Source organism: Paenibacillus sp. oral taxon 786 str. D14, from assembly GCF_000159955.1.
GTDB classification, from domain to species: Bacteria; Bacillota; Bacilli; order Paenibacillales; family Paenibacillaceae; genus Fontibacillus; species Fontibacillus phoenicis.
The window spans coordinates 1-26047 of the sequence record NZ_GG695980.1; the positions used below are offsets into that span (position 1 = coordinate 1).

The following is a 26047-nucleotide window of genomic DNA, read 5'->3' on the forward strand; positions in this document are numbered from 1 at the left end:
AGAACTTATGGCCAGAGAGAATAAGCCGTTCTCGGTCACCGAGATCAGCAATACGTTATCTATTACGACAAATTCCGTCTTTCGGATATTGAAGGAGCTTGAAGAAAAAAGGTATATTCAGAAGAAGGAAACGGACAGCACTTATCAATTAACTGGCAAGCTGTACTATCTTGGCAGCTCTATCGCCAACAGGATTACACTAAAACAGGTTGCAGAGCCTTCAATGCGCGCCCTTCGAGACGAGACAAGGGAAACGACCCTGCTAACGAAACCTGGATCGTTTGGCACAACGCTTGTGCTCGACCAACTTGAAAGTCTGGAACCTATCAAGTTTCTTTCAACTGTCGGGTTGGAATACCCCTCCCATACCTCAGCCTTAGGCAAAGCGATGCTGGCTTTTAGTCCGGACCAACTGGAGCTTTATCTGGCTCATCACGATCTCCAGCCCGCAACGTCCGCTTCTATAACCGACCCATCGAAGCTTAGAGATGAAATTGCACAGATTCGAATACAGGGCTACGCTCTTGATATGGAAGAGTCTTGTGAAGGACTACGTTGCATCGGTGTGCCTATTATAAATGCGACCGGCCAGCTTGAAGGAGCTATCGGTGTGTCCGGTCCAATCTTCCGCATGTCAAAGAAGACGATCGACCGGTATATTCAGCTCGCCTTGCAGTATTCCCAAGTCATCTCCGAGCAGCTTGGCTACAGGAGGCCCTAATGGATAACGGGGAGGATCGTCCATCCTGCTATTACTTGAGCTTATGTTTATACTCCACAAAACCGTACACCACAACCAAACGCAAGGAAGCCCTGAGGAATAATTCGAGCTTCCTTGCGTTACATCCATCTGTGATTATTCGAAAATGACGCCAATCGCTTCTTGCGCACAGCCGGTATAAATACTGGATACTTCATTTCAGCAACCAACATTCCTTCATGCACACTTCTTCTTGCATAATCCAGCTTGCCGTATACATGGATAGAGCTCTGAATAGTTAGCGTGACGAAGCTCTGAAGCTTTATTCCGCTTGGAATTACAAAGGATTTATCAAAGGTAACGGAAGTACTCACTTGAACCATTGTATTAGCATCTGCCAACTTAATTTTTGTTGAATCTCCACTTCCATTTATTATTCGTCTTCTTTCATAATTGGAGCAATCTGCAGCTTGAAGGCAAACTGTTTGTCACTCAGCTGATAGGGTTCCAACAGATCTGTTCCACAGGAGCTAGAGCCAATGCCGTTCATGCGATGATCGAGATGAACAATCGTCTCTTTTCTCCGCTTCAGCTCATGTGTATGCATAGCTGAAGTCAAATCCTCCGGTGTATAATGCAAGGCTTGGAAGGAATATTCGCTCCCTGGGCTCGTAAACCTTAACCCCATGCCAAGCGCATTACTTACCGTAGCCCACTCTGTACCATAACGCGAACCGTTCTCTTGCGGCACAACATAGGAGTGATACATCTCATCCACGGTCAGGGCATACTTCCCTTTCCTTACACTTCGACGCTTATCGATGTAGCTCTCATGTGGACCGTAACCGAAGTACTCTACCTCCTCATTGCCTGACGGCATAATCCACTGCAAACCGATACGCGGCAGATAAGGCAGCTCCTCACGAACCTTCATTTCGGTTGCAACCGTGATGACACCTTCTCCATCAACCTCCCATATCGCAAGTCCTCTCAAGATCGGAAGCTTAATGTAACCGCCAAGAGAGAATTCTACTTCGAATCTAACCTTGTCAATTGAAGCTTGTGTCATCTCGGAGCGGTAAATCTTTGTTTCAATACGATCATAGCCTTCCTGTTTCCATAACATCTTGATCTTGCGATCGTTATCTACAGGAGCTCGCCAGATATGAAATTTCGGCATGCCTTGCAACAGAGGTACTCCATGTTTGGTCACTTGTGTGAACGCGCCCGCCTGCAGATCGAACACATGGAGGAAATCGAAACCTTCTATCCACACTTCCGCTCCATATGTTTTGACCGTCAGAGTTGATTTCCATGCAACAGTTGACTCTTGATTCGCACACAAGTGAGCGGCTGGCAGCTCGAACTGCTCGCTAGTTATCTCATAACCAGCAGCCGCCCAGCGTGTATCGTTTCGCTGCATAACCGTTACATGCAAGAACCAACGTCCGCTGGCAGCTGGAGATGAATAAGGCACCTCAATGATCTCAGACTGCTTGGGAGCGGTATGAAGGAGAGGCAACTGCCCCTGCTCGATCGTTTCGCCGTCACATTCAACTTTCCAAGCAATGACACATTCGGACAGGTCCACGAAATCATACCTATTGGTGACACGAAGCAGCCCCTTCGACACATCCTCCGCCTCCAGCAGCACAGGTGCAATCACCTTTTTCAGCTCCAGCAGATTGGTATGCGGAATACGGTCAGGGCTGACAAGTCCATCGATACAGAAGTTCCCGTCATTCGGCATATCGCCAAAATCCCCGCCATAGGCGAAGAAGATCTCTCCCTCTGAAGACACACTCTTAATCCCATGATCACACCATTCCCATACGCAGCCACCCATAAGCTTCGAATACTTGTAGATGACATCCCAGTAGTCTTGCAAGTCTCCACAGCTATTGCCCATGGCATGGCTGTATTCACACAGGAGCAGAGGTTTATTCAGACTCTTATCGGTAGCATAGTCCAGAAGCTCCTGAACCGTTGCATACATTCGGCTGTTGACATCAAGGCAATCCGTATCGGGATGCCCGTTATACTTTAGTGCTGCCCCTTCATAATGAATCAATCTGGACGAATCCCTTTCTTTGGTCCATCTGGCCATCGTAATGTGGTTGATGCCATAGCCTGATTCATTGCCCAAGGACCACATGATAACGCTCGCATGGTTTTTATCTCGTTCGACCATCCTTATCGCACGCTCCAAGAAAGCTTTCTCCCAAGTCGGATTTTTAGCCAGCATATGATAGTCTCCCGCATGCAGTACACCATGAGACTCCAGATCCGCCTCATCTATGACATAGAAGCCCAGTTCATCGCATAGATCAAGGAAGCGGGGATCATTCGGATAATGTGATGTTCTGATCGTGTTCACATTGTGACGCTTCATCAGATACAGATCCTGAATCATATGATTGAGAGGTATCGTCTGTCCAAGCTCAGGATGCGAATCATGACGGTTTACACCCTTCAGCTTCACCGCTTGCCCGTTTATAAGGAACACGCCGTCCTGAACCTCTATTTTCCGCATACCAACTCTGAAATGCAGTACCTCACCGCCGCCGCAGACAAACAAACTGTAAAGGTAAGGACGTTCAGCATTCCAAAGCTTTGGTTGCTCGACAGCTAGATTGAACGTGGCGGAACCATCAATTGTCCCCGAAGCTTCTCCCCGCTTCACCCCGTCAGCGTCTACCAACTGAATCGATACCTCTACGGAACCGACCGTGTCAATCGTACATTGCAGCACGGACTTATCGAAACTGTCCGACAGTTCTGTCTGATAGAATACATCACGAATTCTACACTCGCTGCGTGCCAGCAAATAAACATCCCGGAATATGCCCGAATACCGCCATGCGTCTTGATCCTCCAGATAGGAACCATCAGACCACTTCAGTACCATAACAGCCATTCTATTGCTTCCACTGCGGAGATAGGGCGATAGATCGAACTCTGCAGGCATACGGCTTCCTTGACTATACCCAACGAAGGAACCATTCACCCACAAATAAAAGCAAGAATTGACACCCTCGAAAACCACGTACTTCTTCTTATCCACCCACTCCTCGCGAACCTGGAAGTCCCGGATATACAAACCTGCCGGATTGCGATCGGGTACGAATGGAGGGTCACAAGGGAAAGGATAATTGACATTGGAATAATGCATCTGATCGTAGCCATTCGTCTGCCAGCAGGAAGGTACAATCAGATCATCCCAGTCGCTGACATCGACACCGTCTTCATAGAAAGCTTCCTTCACCTCATGTACGCTCTTGTAATAGCGAAATTTCCATTGTCCGTTTAACGTTTGATAGAAGGGCGAGTGTGCGCGCTTGGCCAACTTCGCCGAGCGATCATCGGCATATGGAATATAATGAGCACGCGGCTCCTCTCGATTCACATGCAGGACATCAAGATCGTCCCAATATTTCGTTATTTGCAACATGGCTTTTCCACCTCATTTGAATCTTGAAATACACCTGTTATAAATGTAACCTGGATACAAACTCTAGGTTACTATTCATCCACACTAACTTTTACTTTGCCTGGAAAAAATCATAATACTTTTGATAAATAGCTACATACTTACCAATGTTCATCTTCTTCAGTTGAGCGATATAGTTTTTCCAATGCTCATGTGATAAGCCATTTATCACAAAATGCGCAAAATTAATTACGTAGAAACCGTTCTTCTCACCCAAGTCAAGCTCAATAGGAGCCAGCGTCTCAATTCCCCCCCTCTTTTTAAAAATCCCAATACTATAAAACGCTTTCACCTAGGTGCTCATTAATCTTATAAAGCGAAATCCTTGAGTACAATCAGCGAGTTTTGTACCCATATGCTAAATATAAAAAACGTCCGAATTCGCTTTTACTCCAATGGTTTCGGGCATTTTTCGCTTATTGCGGCAGTCTTTCGTGCTGTTTCTGCATACGCTTTCGATACTCTCCTGGCGTTAATTGAAACTCTGACTTGAACTTTCGAATGAAGCTTGATGGATCGCTATAGCCTATACGTTGAACAATCTCCGTTACCGTGAGCTTCGTCTCAATTAATAGCCGCTTCGCTTCATCAATTCGAATACCATTCAAATATTCCAATACCGTTCGACCAGTGTGCTCCTTGAAATACCGAGAAAGATAGGATGACGATTGCGAGAAATGATTGGCCATGCTTTGAATGCTGAATTGTGAATCCGAATACTTGTCATGCAGCAGCTCTATAATTTGGTGAAGCAACACGTTGTCCTCCAGCTTCTTTTCTTTCTCAAGCATCGGGGTAATCTCATCTAGTATTGTCCATACAATCGCATCCATCTGCCGATATGAAGTGCATTGGGTAAGCTCAATAATATCAGGATATGAAATTGATACGCCCTGATGAATGTTTTCATTGGAGACGGCTTTGAGAATGGTATGAATAAGGTCGAAATAGATATATTTGGCGGACAGCAAGGACTTACTTCGCTCTCGGATCTGCTTCAGCATACCTCCCAGATAGCATCTTACCTGCTCGAGGTCTCCTTCGCGTATATGGAAGCTGAGCATCTCCAGCTCTCTCGCAGGGTATGCGGAGAATTTATCCTCTCTGGACGTCAGTTGATCTGGCAAAATGACGCGATCGCTCCCTACTATTAGATGAAATTGAAGCGCTGTCAGAGCGTTAATATAGGATTTTGGTAGATCGATAAGTTCATTGCATACCTCACCGACTCCAATGGTCCAGGCCATGCCTGTCGCATCATCCAGTTGCTTATGCCATACAGACCAAGCCTCATGTTCACTCACTGCTTGAATCCATATCCAGCGATGAAGCTGTATGGTCTCAACCTGATACATGTCAATCTCATCAGAAACAATCATTCTCCATGGGCATGACAAGGCTGCCAAGGCATTCGTTGAATCAGTTCTATCACATGGATGCGCTTCCATACAGACGACTCTGTACTCTCCACGGAGACGAATCCCTAACTCCTCACAAGCTTGACGAAAATCCTCCTCATTTCCCGTCTGTCCTTGCAGCAGTTGGGTCAGCAATTGCTGTCTGCGCGCTGCTTTGCTTAGCTCTACCTCCTTCTCTAAGGTAAGACTCCGATTGCTCATATAATCGAATGCCGACCGAAGCTTGTCGAGTCCTTGATATGAATTCCACTCCGTCAAACGTAACTTCTCGTCCACAATGCCAATCAATCTGCGCAACGGATTATAATGAACATGCATGTTGATATAGATGATACTGGAGCCAATAATAAGAATAAGCAGCAATACAATCGTCGCTTTATATTTCAGTTCATTAACAGGTTTCATAAGCTGTGTTTCCGAAACGACGGTTATATACGTCCAACCGCTGGAAGGGGATGTGATCCTCGATACATAATAGGGTTCACCACCAAGTTGTCTGATCCCGTTTAACTCCAACTCTGAATGCAGCAGCTCCTCCGGCAAATCCAGCTTGTTGGACAACGAAGTGATAAGCTGGCCATACTGGTCCACAATATATACATTACTTTTCTCATAAGGGAGGAAAGGCTCCAGCATCCGTCTCATTTCCTTCTCTTTGATGAGATAGATCAGCATGCCCTTCGTTTCATTGAAAGAACCACCCTTCGGAACTGGAACGGTATAGGAAATATACAGGTCCTTGGATACATCAAGTTCCCCTTCCATGGAGCCAATAGCCTGAACATGAATCTCAGATTTCTTCAGCATCTCCTCAAAGTGTCCGTAATCCATTTGGTTCATCAAATATATCTGATGGAACACAGGTAAGAGATATGTGCTCTTCGACGAAATGAGCAATGGTACCCCATGTGCCTTATATGCGACCTCGGAGAAAAAAGTGTTCGCTTCAGCGTAAAGACTGATCTTCTCTTTCGCCTCATAGACAGCATAAGCTTGCCCAAGCTGATCCGGATCGAATTCCCGTTTGGTCGACAGTTGGATGGCAATATTCCTCATTTCCAACAGCTGATTATCCATCGTATCTCTGACCTGCTCCAGCATGCTATGATTGGATTGGAGCACTTGCGACTGAAGCATCCCCACAAAGTATTGATAAACAAAAAAACCGGTAACAAGAATGGGAAGTATAAGTAAGAGTGCGTAGGAAAACAAATATCTGTAGAACAAGGACAACTTACCCAGCTTCATTCTCATACTATTGCTGCTCCTTTACTTGAAAACTTGAATCACAAGTATCGATTCGAGAGCGGTTCTAGTAATTTTACATAATTATTTTGCATTCGCACAATATCCCCTGAATCCGTGATCTTACAGTAGACCACATTCCTGTATTGGTATAATTCAGGGTAGAATGAGCCTAACCTTGAGAAAGTGTGTCGTTCCAACAATCCAATTCGTATCAGTAAGCTATGCATTTTCGTTTTTATGCATGCCCAATAAGCCTGTCTTTCTGCAGGTGTTCAGCTGTGGAGAGGACGTTTCTTTCGTTTGTTCAAGCAAATGCTTGGTATAGGCGTCGTGCAGTGAGAAACCATGGACTATTGCTGCCGAAGTTGAAAGCGATTCTGCCTGCATGACGGACGTATCGTGCCGCCATGTAAACAATGTTCTGAATGACGGTGCGAATCCGTCTGCGCTTTACGTTGCTGCGGATTGGCGCATCGTCTTCTCGCAGACTTTCTTGACCCATGATGCGCAAGAGGTTGTAAGCAAACACTCCAGCATGCAGCACCAGATCATTCGTTGCGAATGTTCCGGCCGGAAGGCGTTCCAGGTCCAGATCGGTTTTGATTTCGCTGTGAAATTGTTCGCTTGTGCCATGGTCGCGATAGAGTTCAATAACGCGCCAAGGCGCACATCGCAATGATGTCCAGTATACATGCACTTCAATCTTCGGAACGAGAAGCAATTGACCATCCGGCTCCATCGTCCGTTCGATGACGTGAAAGACTTGTCGCAGTTTGGATTTGAAGCCTTTTTGCGCAAACTCGATCGCGCCAACATACTCGGTTTTGCCTTCCCGCAGTTCCACGTTGATGCCATGCCCCTCTTGGCCGAGGTAGGCGAAGAGGGGGGCATAGCCGTCCGTACCTCTATAGGTGCGAGATACGCCTTCCTTCTTGGTACCCGAATTGTCGAACGGAGAGACATCCAGATCGAGAGGGATATAGCTCTCTCCGCCTGCAAGCAGACCGGTTAACGGAGCCTGGATATGACGGAGGAGATCGGCAGATTCCTCGAGCAAGATCCGGTTCCAGTCCGCTTTTTCAGACGCAGCGGCAGCATCCATACGCTGGCGGAGTGTAGGGCTTGATGGTACTTTTTTTAGTTGCATACAAATGGAGAAGACATCATCCTTCCGGAAGGGTTCGATGTGGTCGAAGTCACTCTTGCCTTGGCAGAGAAGTCCCAGGTAGCTTTTCATCACATCCGCATGGGAGTGATACGGGTGTTCACAATCTTTAATCACCGTATGATTCAATCGTTTCGTTAATTTTGTATGAGCAAGCAGGGCACCGACGGTAGCCAGCCCTGCATGAGTGGTGAGAATGAGTTCTTGGGATCGTACAAATTGGATTTTCATGCATGTACCTCGATGGTTAAAAGTAGAATTTTACGATAATCCTACTTTTTCTCCATCGATCATTGATTTACTTCAACATGAAATCGGAATGTGGATAACTCAGGCCTATGGATAACCCGCCATCGCACTACGGAATGCCTGTTTCAATGCGTTTTTGGAGCCGGGCTTTTAAGTCTTCTTACGTTCTGATGTGATCCTGCGTTTTTTTGCACAACCAAAGAAGACCTGATTTTTACAGGTCGAAATGCCGTTATGGCCAGGGATGAATCGAACCGTTAGGCCGCATGTAGAGTCGGAATGAAGCTTATGGCCAATGCTCTGAGCTTTTGCTGCATCGCATCGACGATTCCAGCGAGCGTCGGATTCGGCGCAAGCCGGATATGCTGGTAGCGACCGGAGCCGACCACATTGCCGGGTACCCGGATCACCGCTCGGCGAATCGTTTGGACTTCGCACCGCTGCAAGGTTTCCGGCATCAGCGTCTGTTTGAACCAGACCATCACGTTGTAGGCAATGGCCTTGATCCAGCTGAACAGCAGGTTGCGGAGCATGGAATGTTGGCTGTTTTGTTCCACCGCATAACCTTCTTTCAATTCATCGATGCGATTCTCGATGTTGGCGCGCTTGTTGTACGAGCGAAGCAGCATGAGCGGCTTGAGATCGGTATTGGTGACAATGGCTTGGAAGGAATAGGTCGTGAGAGCCATCGTCAATTGGCCATCGGTTGTACGCTCGGTTTCGTGGGCTTCCCGGTAGATGACACAGCGCCTGGCTTTCTCCCAGTTGGTAAGGAGAATCGGGATGTCGGCAGCAGCCCAACGATCATCCTCGTCTGCGAACGTAATGTGCTCTTCCTTTTCGTTCAGCGTCTCCCAAAAGGCGGGATGCTGCTGCAGATAAGCGATGGCCTTCTTGACGGTCGCTTTCTTCGGGAGCTTGAAGATGTACTGCCAGCCGCGTTCTTCGGCGTACGCCATGACAGCTTCGTCGGCAAAACCGCAGTCGGCCCGGATGCCTTCGACGATCCATTCCGGCGGCAGCATCGCTTCGACTTCTTTAACGAACGAGAGCAAATCCTTCATGCCGTTCATGTTGCCGGGATTCAGTTGCAAGTGGATCAGCTCGCCGCTTCCGGCGATGAAAGCAACCCGGATCTTGTACGAGGGACGTCCGTGGTAACGCGGATTGTAGCCGTTTGTCGCGCCTTCCTGCTCCCCGAACAGCGTGATGACCGTGTCGTCGATGTCGATCCAGACCAGGCGCTTTTCGCCCGTCCGCGCCTTATGTGCCAGCAAATCCCGGTTTAACGCGACAAGCTGAATCAGATGGCTCCAGGTGAGTTTGCCCAGGAAATTGCGAAAGGTGCTTTCGTCAGGAAAACGCTCGATGCCGGTAACGATCTGGTAACCAGGGTCCGACTGCAGGGCATTCATATGTGAAAAACGTGTGTGGCCGAGTAGCGCGCAGTCCAGCAGGTGATCGACGAGCTTTTCGGCCGTGTAGACACAGTTGGCTGTTTGTTCCAGATGAACGTGACTCTCGATAAGGGTGTCCAGACCGATGAGTTCCTTGAACCTGGCAAGGAACTGGAAGTTCCCGGCTTCCGTGACGGTGTTGTTGTCGAATGTGACCGGTCTCAACTTCTTCATGATCTGCTTGATTCGGCGACGCTCCGCAAGAATTTCAATTCGGCGTTCGCGGCGTGATTTTCGTTCTGGCGCATGGTTCGTTGCTTGTGGTACCATGTTGCTAGGGACACTTCCTCTCGTTGGTTATTCGTGGTGGTTTAACCTTTGACAAGAGGCTTGCAGTGTCCTGTTTATTTTGCAAAAAAATTGGCAACTTTTTATGACGAAAATGCCTTGTCACAACGTGAATCTCTCAGATTTTGGCTAGGCTACATTCCGATTTCATGTTCAATTATCTCGTTATTTCGATTTTAGGGATCACGGATTCAGGTATCCCTTAGAAACAATCATATCCAATGAGGGAAACCCTCTTACTGGATATGATGTCTTTCTTACCTATTGGTCCTACAAAATAAGCTAAATGTCTGGCGTCCCCACATTCCATGGAATATCAGATTTCGGTATGGCCCGGTACATATGATTAACAATGATGCGATAGCCTTCGAGCTTGTGCTCGGTATACTCCGGATCATTCCACAGGTTGTGGCTCTCTTGAGGATCCTTGTTCAAATCGTACAGCTCGCCGTAGCTGCGATCCAAATAATGAACCGTTTTGATTCCTTGATGGATACACCCTCTAATGGAACCAGCCTCCATGTAGATCGCATCCCGCACTTTCTTCTGTTTACTATCGTCCCAGTAGCAAGTATACGGATAATTGGAGAGGCTTGCGGGCACTTCTGCCCCCGCAACCTCAAGACAAGTTGCCGCTATGTCGATATTCAACACATCATCCTTCACTTCAAAACCAGAAAATCCTTGAATCGGTGGTTTTATGAAGAGTGGTACGCGCATCAAGCTATCAGAGAGACATTGCAATTTCTCCACCATGCCGAAGTCCCCCATGAAATCCCCATGATCAGAAGTATAGATGATTAACGTATTGTCATATAAATGGTTTTCCTTCATAATGCGGATAAGCTCTCCAACTTTTTGATCGATCAAACTTATATTTGCATAATAGGAGCGTTTTGTCTTCTTGAATGTCTCTTCAGAGAAATGCTTGAGATAAATATCTGCATAAGAACCCATCTGCTTAAAGTGCGGCGGCTTCTCATCCAAATCAGCGTAGCTCGTTTTAGGAACCGAAAGCTTCTCGTAATCATAGAGCTCCGCAAATTCTGTTCCTTCGCAGTCGTAAGGATGATGTGGTCCGGAGAACGATAAGGTGAGGAACCACGGCTTGTCGCACTCATCCTTGGCAGCACCCTTCTTCTTCATCCATGCCTTGCCAAGTTCACCAATATAATCATCCAGATGATACTTGGTATCCACCTCCCACGTGCCTCCGCTAATTAACGTTTTGCTCATCACATGCTTTCTATCAATTCCATTCTCTGTCAAATAATCTAAATATGGCTGAATCGTATCATCCGGGTACAAGGCGCTATGTCCGTCAATAATCATCTCTTCATCATATCCCCGCTTAATGGGCGAGCCAGCAAAATGCTGTTTGCCAATAACTGCCGTATGATAGCCCGCTTCCTGCAAACGTGACATAAAGGTTGTCTCGTGAGCCGGAAGGTGAGTGATAAAGGTCGGACACTCGCACTCCGAAGGAAATTTTCCCGTCATGATAGCCGCTCTGGATGGCACACACGATGGATTTGCACAGCGAGCATTAGAGAAAAACACACTGTCTGCAATTAGTTGATCCATATGTGGCGTCACGACCTCCGGATTGATGCATGAAAAGGTATCATTCCGTTGCTGATCGGTCATTAGAAACAGAATATTCGGTTTGTTACTCTCAGACATTACACTTTCTCCTTCCGAATCGTAATTCGTTTCACCGAATAATATTCTTCCAAGCTGTAAACAGAGCAGTCCTTGCCAATTCCGCTTTCTTTCACGCCGCCATGAGGAAGCTCCACCGAGTAATGCGGTCCATTCACGCACACGGTGCCAACCTCGAGCGATTCGGCTATATAAAGAATATCATTAATATCTGTGCCGAATACATAGGATGCAAGACCAAAGTCGGTATTATTCGCCTCTTGAATAACCTGATCACGATTATTAAACGGCATGATAGGCATAACTGGGCCAAAGATTTCCTCTTGACAGATTCGCATAGCCGGCGTCACATTGGTAATTATGGTCGGCTCCAAATAGAATCCTTTACTAAATCCCGCAGGAATCCCCCCACCTGCTACAATCGTTGCTCCTTCAGCAATTGCGCTTGCCAGCAGTTCCTGAACTCTGGATCGATGATCCTCCGTTATCATCGGTCCCATCATCGCCTTAGGATCACGTCCCCATCCAAGTGTAAACTTGTTAGCCTTCTCGACGGCCTTCGCCACGAATGCCTCATATATGGATTCATGTACAAATACTCTGTTTGGCGACACACAGATCTGACCGGCATTGCCGAATTTCAAATTAATCAATTGTTCGCTTGCCGCTTCCACATCCGCATCAGCAAGAACAATGGCAGGCGCATTGCCTCCGAGCTCCAGGGAGAATCGTTTAATTGATGTCGCAGATTGACCCACTACCGCTTTGCCAGCTGACGTCGATCCGATTAAAGTGAGCATGCGGGGGATAGTGCTCGTGTTCATCACTGACGACAGTTCAATAGTATCGCCCGTAATCAGATTAATAACACCTGCAGGAAATCCAATTTCTTCCGCGATTTGTCCGATCAGCAGAGTTGTAAGCGGTGTCAACGGAGATGGCTTAATGACACAGGTACAGCCTGATGCAAGCACAGGTCCAAGCTTATAGCCCAGATTAAGCAGCGGGAAATTCCAGGCCAAATAGCCGACGACAACGCCCACAGGCTGCCTGTTCATCAAGCTCATGAAGCCTCGATCCTCATCTTCGATAATACGGCCATGCAATCGTTTTGCTTCCTCATAGTAATACCTCAAGCATCTAGGTAGCATTTCCATATCCTCGATTGCTTGAGCAAGCGGCTTACCCGTCTCATTCATGAGCACATCCAGAATCTTCTCTCGATTATCCTCTATAGCCCTAGCCAGACGTTCCATCCATTCTCCACGCTGCTTAAGCGAATAACCGGACCATATAGGAAAGGCTTGCTGAGCTGCTTCGAGTGCCGCTTGCGCTTGCTCCCCCGTTGCTTTAAGCAGAGTACCCACTTTTTGCTCAGTTGCCGGATTCTGTACAGTTAATGTCAAACCAAGCCCTTCGACCAAGCTACCACCAATATAATGTTTGTACACGCTTCCTCCAGCTCCGTTTCATTTATAAAATGATAATATATATTTAAATGATATCTGTGTCACTTGAGGATGTCAACGTTTTTTATAGCACACTAGAGTTTGCGGTAAAGCACAATAGCTGGTCCGAGCATGGCAAATACTAATAGTCCCCACGTTTTCTCTTTAATAGAACTAGTGAATTCATGTGATGCGTGATAATTGGCCGAAGGTAACAACTGCCGAAATGAATCAACGCCATCCCCTTTCAAGTAGTAAAAGAAGTACTAGAATTGTATGGTATAATGTATGGCTGTTTGTAGCAAAATATCGATAAAATGAAGACAGAACGACAATTCAAATTTAACAGGAGGTTATATCGTGGAAAAGGATATGAGAAGAGTAAAACCATTAAATATGACCGATGTCAAATGGACCACAGGGTTCTGGGCGGATCGCTTCCATCTATGCCATGAAGAGATGATTGAATCCATGGAGAAGGCCCTTCATGTCAAGGGAAACGGCGCATATTTGCCTAACTTTGAGGTAGCTGCTGGACTCAAATCAGACCGGCATTACGGCGAGGATTGGTCCGATGGGGATTGCTATAAATTCCTTGAAGCTTGCGCACATGTTTATTCCATTACGAAGGATGCTGCGTTGGATCAAAAAATGGATAAATACATTGGCTTTATCGCCAAGGCACAAGATCCCGACGGCTATATCAGCACCAACATTCAATTGAGCCATAAGAAGCGCTGGGGACAGCGCATCTACCATGAAGATTATAACTTTGGTCATTTGCTAACTGCCGCATGCGTTCATCACACAGCAACCGGCAAGTCGAACTTTCTAGATGTTGCGGTGAAGGCCGCCAATTATTTGAATGAAATCTTCAATCCGTGTCCGAAGCATCTCATCCATTATGGCTGGAATCCTTCCAATATTATGGGACTTGTAGATCTTTATCGCATTACGGGCAATGAGACGTATCTTAAGCTCGCTGATATCTTTATGACCATGAGAGGCGCAGGTTACGGCGGCGAGGATCAAAATCAGGATCGCACTCCACTACGGGAAGAGACAGAAGCAACTGGGCATGCTGTAACAGCCGTCTATCTGTACGCTGGCGCTGCAGATGTATATTCTCACACGGGCGAAGAAGCAGTTATGCGCGCTCTGGAAAAGATATGGAACAACATGTACACCAAGAAGATGTATCTTACGGGCGGTATCGGTTCTATCTACAATGGTTTGTCTCCAAATGGGGACAAGATATGGGAAGCATTCGGCACCGACTATCATCTGCCCAACCGCTCTGCTTATACAGAGACGTGTGCGAATATCGGTAATGCTATGTGGGCGATGCGTATGTTCAATCTAACGCAGGAGCCGAAGTATATGGATGCGTTCGAGAAGGTTGTATACAATAGCCTGCTAGGCTCCATGACACTTGACGGCCATCATTTCTGTTATACAAATCCGTTGGAGACAAGAGGCGGCAAGCTATTCAACCATCATTCACCACAAACTCAACATTTCAGAACTGCAAGATGGTTCACACACACCTGTTATTGCTGCCCTCCACAGGTGCTTCGTACGATAGCCAGACTCCATCAATGGGCTTACGGACAATCGAACGATGGTTTATATATTCATCTGTATAGTGGTAATGAGTTGAATACAACACTGTCCTCCGGTGAAACACTAAGCCTGACGATGAAATCTGACTTCCCTGCAGAGGAGACGATTTCGATTACGATTAACAACTCACTGAACACTGAAACGTCCATCCATCTCCGCATTCCACAGTGGGCTGATGGTGCAACGGTGAAGGTCAATGGTGTTCAACAGGGAGATGTAGAAGCTGGCACCTATCACGAATTGAAACGCAAGTGGCAGGCCAATGATCAGATTGAGCTTCTACTGCCTATGCGAGTGAAACGAATTGCAGCCAATCCGATGGTAGAGGAAGATCGCGGACAGGTTGCCTTCATGTATGGACCATTTGTCTACTGCCTGGAAAGTATAGATCTGCCTGAAGATGTTGCCATCGATCAAATTCGCATACCGATCAGCACACAATTCGAGGCTTGCTATGATCGTGAACTGCTTGGAGGCATCACTCGATTGCAGGGTACTGCCTTGAAGATCGCACAAAAGGATTATTCTAATACACTCTACACTCCTTTTGAGTCACTTGATATGACGGAGATCGAAATAACGCTTGTTCCTTATTATGCATGGAATAATCGTGGACAAACCGACATGTCCGTCTGGCTTCCTCTCATTTAATGAGGTTCAATATGCTGTGGATGCTCAATTAATCCTTTAATTGCAACAGAAAACTGAGGATATCCAACAATCTGACATGCTCCCCATACGGTAGACAGGTAAAATAATAAAACCTGTTGCTGTTAGGGAGCATTTCTACGTCCAAAAAAGAGCATATAGCCTCAGAGAAAGTTGCCATTATTCATGAGATCGAAGCTGGTCATATCGGCTCTACGAATGACTACAAGCTAAACTAAACGGCCTCAGTCCGATGGAATTCAGGATCAAGGCCGTTTATCTGACTTTTAATTTTTGTATTGTCGATTTGACGGGTAGCAGTTCAAATCTCCATTGACTTTTTGGACAGACCCAAGTTTATTGAAAGATCCCTTTGTCGTAATACCCCTTCTTAAGATAATCCGTGGGGCTATATCCCGTCACCTGCTTGAATATCCGAGTAAAATAATACGGATTGTTGTAACCTAGCTTTTCGCTGATCTGAGAGATACTGAGGTTGCTTTCACTGAACAAGCGAATCGCTTCCTTCACTTTCGCTTCCATAATGAATTTTCGGATGGACATGCCTGCTTCTTTGGAGAACACTCTGCTCATATACGAATAGTTCATTTGCAAAGACTCTGCTAGTTGCTCGGAGCGAATATCTTCGTGGAGATGCCGATACACGAACGTTTTAACATCGTCAAGCAGTTTATGTCGCTTCTTATTGGAATCGGTTACATCCCGGTATAATTCTAGAAGCAAATCAAGGGTGCCAATATTCAACTTCAGCTTGTCATAGACTGTTCCCATCGTGTAGTGATGAAGAAGCTTGTTCAGCCGGACACAGGTGCCCTGAAAATCGCTTACCTTCAACCATTTCAGTTCTATGGCTTGAGGCAGATGGCCAATCATTAGGCTTTCCCCCCGTATATCTACATTCTCCAAGCCTGTCTCCTCCGTCTCAGGAGTGCCGAACGTGATCCAATACCACTCCGAACCTGGCAACGTTTTTCTTAAGCCATAATGACGGATTCCCCTTTTCATCAAAAAAACCTCTCCAGGAGATATAGAGTACTCAATATCATCTTCAATAATGTGAACAAGCCCTTCTCTGACAAAAATCATGACGTCGTGAGGCAGCACACGGTCCATATGAGCCCATAACGCATTCGTCCTGAACAAACCTACATTGTCTACGAAAGGCACTCGATCCGTTCGGAATATGACGCTATGCTGCATGAGCAGCAACACCTCCTCTTGTCCCATTCATGTCAAAAGAGGAATCGCGTGAACGATTCCTCCATACGTTGCATATATTTATCCTACCATTGTTCAATCCAGAGATTCAATATTGTGAACAAGTTGCTGTGCATTTGATGTGATGGCGGCATAGTTATGTGACATCACATCACCATGTGAAACCAAACCACTTCCGGCTCCGACCGCAACAGCTCCAGCTTTAATATATGAAGCTGCGAGATCGGCAGTTATGCCGCCGACCGGGATAAATTTGACGGTATTCAAGGGCGCCATAAGCTCCTTCATATAGCTTGGACCGAAGGAAGTGCATGGGTACAGCTTCACAAACGGCGCCCCAGCTCCAGTGGCGCGAACAATCTCAGTCGGTGTCATTGCTCCGGGAATAGGAATACTGGAGTAAGATAGTGCTGCTTCTATAACTCGCTCGTCTGTGTGGGGGGAAATCAGAAATTCAGCACCTGCGTCAATGGCTTGCTTAACGTTCTCCATCGATACAACGGTCCCAGCACCAATCGCCATCTTTCCCTCGTATGTTTTCCTCATCATACGAATGCCATCAAGGGCACCTTCCGAATTTAACGTAATTTCGGCTACACGAATACCACCCTCATAGAGTGCTTCCATAACTCTCGGCAATCTGTCTAGCGGTACATTTCGAAGAATGGCAACTACTTTACTCGTTTCGATTTGTTGCTGTACAGTTAACATATGCTCATCTCCTCTTTATACTGCCGATATAAACTCGCCGCACCGCGAACACTTAACCGGCTAGACTCTTCCTCTGGCACAACCCGAATGGCAATGCTCGGGTAAAATTCTTGTAAAATGGGTACAACGATGGAAGGAAACAAACGTCTTCCATATAAGACGATAACCTCGACACCACTCAGCATCTCCTCCGTCAGCATTGTCAGATCCTGGGCAACAATAACCCCGAGCAGAAAGCTAGTCGAAACCTGTTTGTCATGTTTATCCAGCACGTTCAGCGTTCGCACTTGAAAGAGAGCGCGACCAGTACCGTATTGCCTAGCCGTCTCCAGCCCTTTCCGTACCCATTCCGGATCTGGCACCACTTCGTCAAGCGGTAACGTATTGTCCTTCAGAAGCGTATGCTGCATGACAGCCATCATCAGTTCGCCCGATATAGACGTACTGCAGCTCACAATGGATCGTTCCCAAGTTTTGATCCACTTGTGGTGAGAACCATAATGCATGAACAGACGTCCCTTAATCCCCATCTCCTCCGGTGCTATATGCTCCATATAACCATACAGTTCGGTCTCCTCGCCGCGAATCATATCGCGATCCGTCTCTTCTTCCCCCTTAAATCTTACGCCAGGTATGAACAATACAGGCTGAGGGAACAATTCCGGGAATGCGAATCGCCTAATCGAACCTATAAAATCAGACAGCTTAATCGGTCCTGGAAGATGTTCGATCTCCATCAACCCCGCGCTTGAGGTTATCATCCCCGAAGCTACAATGTCGTGGACCTCCCTTATAGCCTCCGGCTCAGCAGCTGCAAGCTCTTCGTAGCTTTCCTTCAATGCCCGCTTCAATCCATTGTTGCTGCCAGATTGTGCTGTATCTCCTGCCCCTACTTGCTTCGTAATACTCGCTAGCAGTGTATCCCCATCCATCAGTCTCATGCGGCAATTGGTTGTGCCGCAATCAATAACAATCAGTTTCATTCTATGCCTCCCTTCAAACTTCTCGAATTCATTGCTCATTTCAAACCTTCACAGCATATTTCTCAACAATCTCACGATTAATTTCCACTCCGATGCCAGGTCCATCGGGTATTGATACCATTCCATCTTGCATGGTAATGGCATGTCCGATTAAATCCGCTCGGAATGGATGGGAGGATTGATCGTATTCCAGCATCGGTTCTTCCGGAAAAAGACCCAAAGGTGCAGGAGCTAAGGAAGCAATAAACTGAAGCGATGCCGCAAGACCAACTCCTGAGCCCCATACATGCGGAATCATCATCGTATTCCAAGCCTGAGCTAGTGTTGCGATCTTCTTGCATTCGGTGAATCCTCCAGAGGAACACAGATCAGGCTGCACGATATCAAGCGCGCCTTGCGCAATCCAGTTTCGGTACCCAATCTTTCCAAACAGATTTTCACCCGAAGCAATTAGTGTTCCTGTCAAATGTCGGATCGCTTTGTAGCCTTCTATGTCTTCAGGGGCAAGCAATTCTTCCATAAAATAAAGGTTTGATGACGCAGACTCCAACAGTAATCTTCTAGCTAATCCGGCGTTATAAGCACCGTTGGCATCTGCCATTAGCAGAATGTCCTCTCCAACTGCTTCCCTAATGGAGCGAATCAAAGTCAGATCCTCTTCAATGCCAAATCCAATCTTAAGCTTCATGGCACGAAGTCCATTCGCCTTATGCTGCAAGGCCTCTTTCACGCCATCAGCTGGATAATTCCCTTTCTCCGTCCGGTAGAAGCCCGTCGCATACGGCATGACCTGCGTACGGAACGTGCCTCCGAGCAGCTTGCTGACAGGAAGACCGCAGCTCTTGCCCTTAATATCCCAGAGAGCAATATCAATGCCGCTTATCGCATTAACGGCTGACCCGCCTTGACCGTAAGGACGAGATAAATTGTACATTTCCTCCCACAACACATCCGTATCATATGGATCTCTTCCGATTAGCAGGGGGACATAGGCATGCCGAATAAATGCTGCAGCGATCTCCGGCGGCTGCAAGCCGTGACATAAGCACTCCCCCCATCCTGTAATACCCTCATCCGTCTCCACTTCTACGAGTACTGATGAACGTTGCTTCACCCATCCTTGAGAGAAATAAAAAGGTTCTTCCAGCAGCGACTTCATGACATGCACCTGAACATTTGTTATACGCATCCTGCATTCCCCCTTGCGTTGAATTACTTCAATTATATTTCATCAGTTTTTTATGTCAAATATAATTTTATATATAAATTATGTTTCGTAAAATAATACACTCCAGCACACAGCACTGAAGTGTCTTGTATCGTAGTTTAGTAATCATTGTGCAACCGAACTGAAACTCCTCCGTCAATGACAATAGAAGAACCCGTCATATACGATGATTTCTCACTTGCAAGAAAGGCAACTAGCTCGCCAATTTCGGCGGGCTCTGCCATTCTTCCTATCGGAATGTTACGAGTCAGCTCAGCTTCCTTGCTCACTCGTTCCTCAGGAGCAATGGAACGCAGGTATCGCTCCATTCCAATATTCCGAGTCAATCCAGGCAGAACACAATTGACTCGAATGCCGAATGGCGCCAGCTCCAGTGCCAGACTCCTTGACATGGCCGCAACTCCGCCCTTGATTGCAGCATAAGAGCTGAAGCCTGGAAGTGTGACCTGGGCATGCACGGATGCAATATTGATAATGGCGCCGGACTGGTTTCGTTTCATGTAAGGAAGCACTTGTTGAATAAGCAGAAACTGCCCCTTCAGATCCGTTCGGAACACCCGATCCAAGTCCTCAAAAGGAATCTGATCCACCTGCCTGTAATAATGCGTGCCTACATTGTTGACCAGAATATCGATGTCTCCAAGCTGTGAGGCGGTCTGCTTGACCGCCTTCTCTATATCCGCCTTACTGGATACATCTGCGCGGACAAAGAAAGCTTCTCCGCCTGCAGCAGTCAGTTCCCGCATGGCAGCATGACCGGCAGCCTCATTCCAATCCAGCATAGCAACTCGACATCCCTCACGCAGTAGCACTTCAACGACGCCCCTGCCTATGCCACCAGCAGCACCTGTCACGATCGCAATCTTCCCTTTCATATCGCAAACCTGCCTCCTGGCTCTGAGATTCACTTTCCGCGGTGCATCGAACGATTAACAATTAACCTTTCACGCCTGAGAACGCAACGCCCTTCTCGATATACTTCTGTGCAAACAGGAAAATAAGCAACAGCGGGAACATGGATATGAACGCGCTGGCCATCAACATGTTCTGCAGCACGCTTGGCTGATTCTGCAGGTCGTTGAGCGCAACTGTAAAGGTCCAATATTTCGGCGAGCTGTTAACAACAAGCGGCCAAAGAAACTCATTCCATACTGGAATAAAGGTCATAACACCAACGGTTGTAAAGATAGGAATAGACAGCGGTGTAACAATCTGCAGAAACGTTCTAAACTCGGAAGCACCATCAACCCTGGCCGCCTGCAGAAGCTCCTTGGATACTTGGTCAAAAAAGCCTTTGAACAGAAAGATGACAATCCCCCAAGCGGTATGAGGCAAGATAACGGCAAGCAGGGAATTGACAAGATTTAAGTCTTTCATAAGCAGATATAACGGAAGTAGCAAAGAAATATCAGGAATCATAATTGTTGCCAAGAAGAACATGATCCAGAAAAACTTCCATCTCTTGCTCTCGATAAGATGAGCAAGCGCATAACCCGCAAGTCCCCCCAGTACCATCTGCACAAGGACACTCGCTACCGTAATAATCGCACTGTTCAAGAAGTATTGAGCGAAGCCCAGTGAGCCAGCCGTATCCTGCGCTATCTTATTCAACGCCGTATAGCTGCTAAAGATGCGAATCCAGTTGGATTCCTCGCTAATTGTAACAACTTGACCTTTGACCAAATCATTGGATTGATAGAATTCGAAAAAGCGTCCTGACAAATCAGAATCTTCAATAGCTGGAGATACCTGAATGCTCTCGCCCTTGTCACCCTCCCATTTGAACTTGGAATACTTGTTCTCCCGGATGATAGGCAACTTGTTATCCATCATCTTATCGTTGAAGATCGTTGTTGGCACTACCTTCTGCTGTCCTACGAAGAACATGGAGGAGATAGTCTCTGCCGTATAAATCCTGTGACCATCCTTCACGCCTGTGACAGTCACATCTCCGATGCTCTCACGGATATTTTTCATCCATGGATACCACATCGCTCTCATGGCGTCTTTCTCATAGAACTCCGGATCGGTCTCCTCTATTCCCGTGTAGTCAATCGTTACTTGAATAGATTGGGGAATCGTCGGAAGCCACTTGGGCGGATAGGAATTAATATCCTTTTCGGTCTTGAGTGAAGAAGCGAACATCCACAGAATAGGGATCAACGCAAAGATTACGAACGATATCGTCACAACATAAGCTGTAATCTTGAGTGATCTTTCCCCTTTTTCCCTTATGCGTGTACGTTCCATATGATCAATCCTTTTCTGCAGAAATTTTATTCTGAATGATGGTCAATACCGCAATCACAATAAACATGAACACAGATATAGCCCCGGATACGCCGAATCGGGATTGCTGGAATGCGGAATTAACAACAAGCATGGACACTACGGTCGTGCTTCCTGCCGGTCCGCCTTGTGTCATAATATAAATATTGTCATAAGCGAGCAGTACGCTTGACATAAAAGCAATAAATTGAATAATAATAATAAATTTGATATTTGGCAGAAGCATCGTCCACATCCTTCTCCAAGAACCTGCTCCATCCATCTTGGCCGCCTCCAATATTTCAGTTGGAATCGACTTCAAAGCAGAATAATACAACAGCAGGGAAATACCGTTACCGGCGAATACAGCAGGCAAGACAATCGCAAGCTTCGTCATTGTTGCATCATTCAACCATAAGTAAGGACCTAATCCTATGAAATCAAGCCAATAGTTCAGCAAACCAAAATCCGGGTTATACATCCATTTCCAGACGAGTACCCCGCCTACAAGCGGCATGATGGTCGGCATTTGATACATGAAGCGGAAGAACGCGTTGCCCTTCTTAATATCATATAGAAACAATGCCTGAACAATAGGAATCCAGAACGTCAAAGTTAAATATAAAACGAAAAAGATAAATGTATTTGAAATTGCTTGCCAGAACGTAGCTGATTTCAAAAATTCGATGTAGTTGTCAAAGCCGATAAATTTGCCAGGCGGATTAACGATGCTGTAGTCAAAAAAACTGATATATGCCATATTCAATAATGGATAATACTTAAAGAGTAAATAACAAATCACGGAAGGCAACAGAAACAGAACAGGCACCCAGCGAATGTTTAATTTACGCAACATATGTCTCCCTCACCCCAAGAATGGCTATCGGGACCCTCCCAATAAGGAGAATCCCAATGGCTATTATTTTTTAACTTCTTCGTTGTATTTGTCTACGACTTCACGTTGTGCCAAGTCTTGAGCTTCCTGCATAACCACCAGCGGATCAGCATTCTCATCCATCAAAACTTCTTGAATGGCCTTTACAACGTAAGGACTCAGACGACTCTTCAGGAAGTATTCCATACGACCTTCGCCTGCTGCCGCTCGCACGCTCTCAATCAAATCCTGAGGCATGCCTTCTACAAATTGCGACGGATCCACATCGGTTCTTACGCTTAGCAAATTCGGGAAGATACCGTTATCCATCTGATACTGCAGTAAGCCGTCCTGTACCTCCTTGGACATCAGGTACGTTGCATAAGTAAACGCCGCTTGCTGCTTCTCAGGAGTTGCCTTCGGATTGAAGATCCACACCGCGCCGCCTACTTGTGCTGGCGATGTGCCGCCAGGTCCCGGCGGTAATACAGAGAACCCGATGTTTTCAATATCCATTCCTGAGGATACCATTGCGCCGAACCAGTTGGATGCCGCAATCATAGATGCCGCGCGACCTTGATAGAAATCATTGGAGTTCTCATCCAGACTCTGTACAACATTCTTTTGCGTCGCATTATATTTGAACTTAAGATCCTGATAATATTGCAGTGCTTGCACAGCAGGCTCAGATGTGAATGTCAGCTCTACCGTACCATCTTCCTGCAGCTCTGTCAGATCTCCACCAGCTTGCCATACATAGTATTCAAAGAACCAGTCGGCCCAGTCCATGCCCAGCAAGGCATAGCCATATTGATTTTTAGATGAATCAGTCAACTTCTGAGCCGCTTCACCAAATGATTCCCAATTCTTCAGCGCTTCCGCTGGATCCAGTCCTGCATCGGCAAACATTTGTTTGTTATAAGCAAGTCCCGTTACATACATAAAATTCGGGATACCATAAATTTTTCCATCTCTTGTTGCTGCCTGTGTTGCTGAAGGCAAGAACATATCTTTCTCGGCATAGTTGTTCCACAACTCAGTAATATCAGCCGTAATACCTTGATCAATATAAGACTCCATATCCGGGAACGCATTCGCATATAGATCAGGCTGCTCACCGCCCACGACTGCTGTCATGAACTGCTCTCTTTCCTTTGTCAGCGTCTGCATTACATGCTCAACTTTAATGTTCGGATACTTCTCGGCGAAATCCTTGTGGACTTGCTCCCAATAAGGCTTTGCCGGGTCGCCATCCTGTGGCAAGTCCCATGCCACGATCTCGACAATATCATCACTCTCAGACGATGTTGAAGCCGAATCCCCTCCACTTATATTGTTACCGCTTCCATTATTGCCGGAACACGCTGACATGAACAGCGATACAACGAGAGTCAGAGCAAGAACAGCCATTAGTTTTGCCTTATTTTTCACTGATGAACCCCCCATTCGAATAATGTGTTTTTCTTTACAACTCTTATTATAAAGAGACAATGATATGGAACTGTAAGAAAATATTAAGCTGTTCATATGAATATCTTAACTTTCGCATACAAGTAGCCAATAAAAAAAACGAAGCGGCTCCCTTACCTGGGAGCTCCGCTCGTCTGCATCCTTATCTCACTGTTATAGGGGTCCACAACCTCGCGCTGAGCAAGCTCCTGAGCCTCACTCAGCACCTCGAAGGGATCTGCTTCTTCGTCCAGCAGCACCTGCTGAACGGCTTTGGCAACATATGGGCTTAGCCTTGCCTTAAGGAAATACTCGAGGCGACTTTCACCTACCGCATCCTGAATAGTATGAATCAGATGTTCCGGCATCTCCTCCACATAAGAGAAGGGATCGACATCTGTACGAACTGATAATAAATTCGGCATACTGGAATTATCCTTCTGGAATAGCAATAGTTGTTCCACTGCATACTTGGACATAATAAAAGTTGCATAGATGAATGCAGCCTTCTGCTTCTCCTCGGAGGCATTCGGATTCAGAATCCATATTCCTCCTCCTATCTGGGCAAGGGAATCACCTGATGGACCTGCGGGTAGCATAGTTGCACCAATGTCATCCATATTTAAACCTGCTGCTATCATTTCACCGAACCAATTCGATGTCGTGATCATTGTGGCCGCTCTACCCGCGTAGAAATCCTTTTTGTTATCGTCTAAACTTTGAAGAACATTCGGCTGTGTAGCCATATAGCGAAACCGAAGATCCTTGTAGTATTGAAGAGCCTTCACTGCCGCCTCAGAAGTAAAGGTCAGCTCGACTGTACCGTCATCATTCTTGCTTGTAAGATCTCCGCCTGCCTGCCATACATAATATTCAAAAAACCAATCCGCCCACTCTGTTCCGAGAATGGCATATCCATAACGATCATCCTTTCTGTCTGTGACAGTCTGAGCAGCCAATGCAAAGGCTTCCCAATCGCGGAACGCTTCATCTGGATTCAATCCCTGCTCCTCGAATATTCTCTTGTTATAAAGTAGGCTTGTCACATACATAAAATTAGGAATGCCATAAACTCGATTATCCTTAGTCGCCACACTCATCGCAATAGACGAGAATTGATCCTTATCCTCATACGCTTCCCACATCTCCGTAATATCTGCCGGTATGCCTTGATCGATATAAGATTCCATATCCGGAAAAGCCGCATTGAACAGATCCGGCTGCTCGCCTCCTGCAACCGCTGTCATAAATTGCTCTCTTTCCTTCTCATACGCCGCTTCCAAATGAATAACCCGTATGTTCGGATACAACTTTTCGAATTCCTTGAACATTCGATCGAAATAAGGTTTATCTGCTTGACCTGAAAAAGGCTTATCCCACACTACAATTTCAACAACCTGCTGAGAGGAATCTCCTTTGAGGTGCAAAGTCTCTTGCTTGGAGCATGCTGTGAGTAAAGACAAGAAAAATAAGGAAAGTACGACAGCCGCTCTCCATTGCCTGTAGCTCCTCATCGTCACACCCACTTCCACATATAAAATTTATTTTTTCAACTGTCTCTCCCTGTACTGTTTTGGCGTTTCACCGTACCACTTGCGAAACACACTACTGAAGTAGGCCGCATCCTCGAATCCAACACGCTCGCTTATTTCACGAATTTTCAAATTCGTTTCACCCAACAGGGCTGCAGCCTCCTTCATTCGAATACTGTTCAAGTAATCGACAAAAGACTCCCCATACTTTTCTTTGAAGCGCTTCGAGAAGTAGTTCGGATGTATGAAGAAACGTTCCGCTATCATCTGCAACTGAATCGGCTCGGCATAATGCTGCTCCAGGTATAGTCGCACAGCTTCCATAATTTCCTTTCCCTCCAGACTACTATGCTTGGATAATAAAGCA

The 26047-nt window shown here is 46.4% G+C and carries 19 protein-coding genes; 2 read left to right on the plus strand and 17 right to left on the minus strand.

The window, feature by feature from the left end; translation table 11 throughout:
• Positions 1–721, plus strand: a 721-nt coding sequence (locus POTG_RS13760) for an IclR family transcriptional regulator (RefSeq protein ID WP_036645452.1), incomplete at its 5' end; no start/stop codon positions are given.
• 412 nt (positions 722–1133) lie between these two features.
• Here the strand turns inward: POTG_RS13760 and POTG_RS13765 are convergent.
• From POTG_RS13765 to POTG_RS13795, 7 genes are all read right to left on the minus strand, one after another.
• On the minus strand, positions 1134–4151 hold the full coding sequence (locus POTG_RS13765; RefSeq protein WP_009225438.1) for a glycoside hydrolase family 2 TIM barrel-domain containing protein: 3018 nt from the start codon (positions 4149–4151) through the stop codon (positions 1134–1136).
• A gap of 91 nt (positions 4152–4242) precedes the next feature.
• On the minus strand, positions 4243–4482 hold the full coding sequence (locus POTG_RS13770; protein ID WP_009225439.1) for a hypothetical protein: 240 nt from the start codon (positions 4480–4482) through the stop codon (positions 4243–4245).
• A gap of 124 nt (positions 4483–4606) precedes the next feature.
• On the minus strand, positions 4607–6862 hold the full coding sequence (locus POTG_RS13775) for a helix-turn-helix domain-containing protein (protein WP_009225440.1): 2256 nt from the start codon (positions 6860–6862) through the stop codon (positions 4607–4609).
• Between the two features lie 298 nt (positions 6863–7160).
• Positions 7161–8252 (minus strand): transposase, encoded by a 1092-nt coding sequence (locus POTG_RS13780; protein WP_009225441.1) that lies wholly within the window; start codon positions 8250–8252, stop codon positions 7161–7163.
• Positions 8253–8527: 275 nt separating this feature from the next.
• Positions 8528–9997: an IS1380-like element ISPaen1 family transposase gene (locus POTG_RS13785; protein ID WP_009225442.1), complete on the minus strand. Its 1470-nt coding sequence runs from the start codon at positions 9995–9997 to the stop codon at positions 8528–8530.
• 300 nt (positions 9998–10297) lie between these two features.
• A complete protein-coding gene (locus POTG_RS13790; protein WP_009225443.1) occupies positions 10298–11698 on the minus strand; it encodes a sulfatase family protein in 1401 nt (466 codons plus the stop codon).
• Positions 11698–13128, minus strand: coding sequence for an NAD-dependent succinate-semialdehyde dehydrogenase (locus tag POTG_RS13795; RefSeq protein WP_009225444.1), 1431 nt, complete (start codon positions 13126–13128; stop codon positions 11698–11700). The genes POTG_RS13790 and POTG_RS13795 overlap by 1 nt, the downstream gene beginning before the upstream one ends.
• Before the next feature lie 357 nt (positions 13129–13485).
• On the opposite strand from POTG_RS13795, the gene POTG_RS13800 reads away from it, so the two are divergent.
• A complete protein-coding gene (locus tag POTG_RS13800) occupies positions 13486–15399 on the plus strand; it encodes a glycoside hydrolase family 127 protein (RefSeq protein WP_009225445.1) in 1914 nt (637 codons plus the stop codon).
• A gap of 354 nt (positions 15400–15753) precedes the next feature.
• On the opposite strand, the gene POTG_RS13805 is transcribed toward POTG_RS13800, so the two are convergent.
• From POTG_RS13805 to POTG_RS13850, 10 genes are all read right to left on the minus strand, one after another.
• Positions 15754–16422, minus strand: a complete 669-nt coding sequence (locus tag POTG_RS13805; RefSeq protein ID WP_157273452.1) for a helix-turn-helix domain-containing protein — start codon at positions 16420–16422, stop codon at positions 15754–15756.
• Between the two features lie 288 nt (positions 16423–16710).
• The gene (locus tag POTG_RS13810) at positions 16711–17346 is read right to left on the minus strand and encodes a bifunctional 4-hydroxy-2-oxoglutarate aldolase/2-dehydro-3-deoxy-phosphogluconate aldolase (protein ID WP_009225447.1); all 636 of its coding nucleotides are present in this window, start codon (positions 17344–17346) and stop codon (positions 16711–16713) included.
• The gene (locus POTG_RS13815) at positions 17340–18329 is read right to left on the minus strand and encodes a 2-dehydro-3-deoxygalactonokinase (RefSeq protein ID WP_009225448.1); all 990 of its coding nucleotides are present in this window, start codon (positions 18327–18329) and stop codon (positions 17340–17342) included. Before POTG_RS13815 ends, POTG_RS13810 begins: the two co-directional genes overlap by 7 nt.
• 40 nt (positions 18330–18369) lie before the next feature.
• Positions 18370–19518 (minus strand): mandelate racemase/muconate lactonizing enzyme family protein, encoded by a 1149-nt coding sequence (locus POTG_RS13820; RefSeq protein ID WP_009225449.1) that lies wholly within the window; start codon positions 19516–19518, stop codon positions 18370–18372.
• A gap of 137 nt (positions 19519–19655) precedes the next feature.
• Complete coding sequence (locus tag POTG_RS13825) at positions 19656–20432, minus strand: SDR family NAD(P)-dependent oxidoreductase (RefSeq protein WP_036645459.1); 777 nt, start codon at positions 20430–20432, stop codon at positions 19656–19658.
• Positions 20433–20493: 61 nt separating this feature from the next.
• On the minus strand, positions 20494–21807 hold the full coding sequence (locus POTG_RS22760) for a carbohydrate ABC transporter permease (RefSeq protein ID WP_009225451.1): 1314 nt from the start codon (positions 21805–21807) through the stop codon (positions 20494–20496).
• A gap of 4 nt (positions 21808–21811) precedes the next feature.
• Positions 21812–22681: a carbohydrate ABC transporter permease gene (locus POTG_RS13835; RefSeq protein WP_009225452.1), complete on the minus strand. Its 870-nt coding sequence runs from the start codon at positions 22679–22681 to the stop codon at positions 21812–21814.
• A 63-nt stretch (positions 22682–22744) separates the two neighbouring features.
• Positions 22745–24130 carry an extracellular solute-binding protein gene (locus POTG_RS13840; protein ID WP_232282303.1) on the minus strand — a complete coding sequence of 462 codons (1386 nt, stop codon included), beginning with the start codon at positions 24128–24130 and terminating at the stop codon, positions 22745–22747.
• Positions 24131–24282: 152 nt separating this feature from the next.
• Positions 24283–25662: an extracellular solute-binding protein gene (locus tag POTG_RS13845; RefSeq protein WP_143811927.1), complete on the minus strand. Its 1380-nt coding sequence runs from the start codon at positions 25660–25662 to the stop codon at positions 24283–24285.
• Between the two features lie 27 nt (positions 25663–25689).
• The coding region (locus POTG_RS13850; RefSeq protein ID WP_009225455.1) for a helix-turn-helix transcriptional regulator at positions 25690–26047 on the minus strand (358 nt) is incomplete at its 5' end.

What these genes read in the sequence shown, in the direction of transcription:
- POTG_RS13790 (WP_009225443.1), bottom strand. Translation starts at nt 11,698, where the DNA reads ATGTCTGAGAGTAACAAACCGAATATTCTGTTTCTAATGACCGATCAG.
- POTG_RS13780 (WP_009225441.1), bottom strand. Translation starts at nt 8,252, where the DNA reads ATGAAAATCCAATTTGTACGATCCCAAGAACTCATTCTCACCACTCAT.
- POTG_RS13785 (WP_009225442.1), bottom strand. Translation starts at nt 9,997, where the DNA reads ATGGTACCACAAGCAACGAACCATGCGCCAGAACGAAAATCACGCCGC.
- POTG_RS13825 (WP_036645459.1), bottom strand. Translation starts at nt 20,432, where the DNA reads ATGAAAGGGAAGATTGCGATCGTGACAGGTGCTGCTGGTGGCATAGGC.
- POTG_RS13765 (WP_009225438.1), bottom strand. Translation starts at nt 4,151, where the DNA reads ATGTTGCAAATAACGAAATATTGGGACGATCTTGATGTCCTGCATGTG.
- POTG_RS22760 (WP_009225451.1), bottom strand. Translation starts at nt 21,807, where the DNA reads ATGGAACGTACACGCATAAGGGAAAAAGGGGAAAGATCACTCAAGATT.
- POTG_RS13805 (WP_157273452.1), bottom strand. Translation starts at nt 16,422, where the DNA reads ATGAAAAGGGGAATCCGTCATTATGGCTTAAGAAAAACGTTGCCAGGT.
- POTG_RS13815 (WP_009225448.1), bottom strand. Translation starts at nt 18,329, where the DNA reads ATGAAACTGATTGTTATTGATTGCGGCACAACCAATTGCCGCATGAGA.
- POTG_RS13775 (WP_009225440.1), bottom strand. Translation starts at nt 6,862, where the DNA reads ATGAGAATGAAGCTGGGTAAGTTGTCCTTGTTCTACAGATATTTGTTT.
- POTG_RS13835 (WP_009225452.1), bottom strand. Translation starts at nt 22,681, where the DNA reads ATGTTGCGTAAATTAAACATTCGCTGGGTGCCTGTTCTGTTTCTGTTG.
- POTG_RS13820 (WP_009225449.1), bottom strand. Translation starts at nt 19,518, where the DNA reads ATGCGTATAACAAATGTTCAGGTGCATGTCATGAAGTCGCTGCTGGAA.
- POTG_RS13845 (WP_143811927.1), bottom strand. Translation starts at nt 25,662, where the DNA reads ATGAGGAGCTACAGGCAATGGAGAGCGGCTGTCGTACTTTCCTTATTT.
- POTG_RS13810 (WP_009225447.1), bottom strand. Translation starts at nt 17,346, where the DNA reads ATGTTAACTGTACAGCAACAAATCGAAACGAGTAAAGTAGTTGCCATT.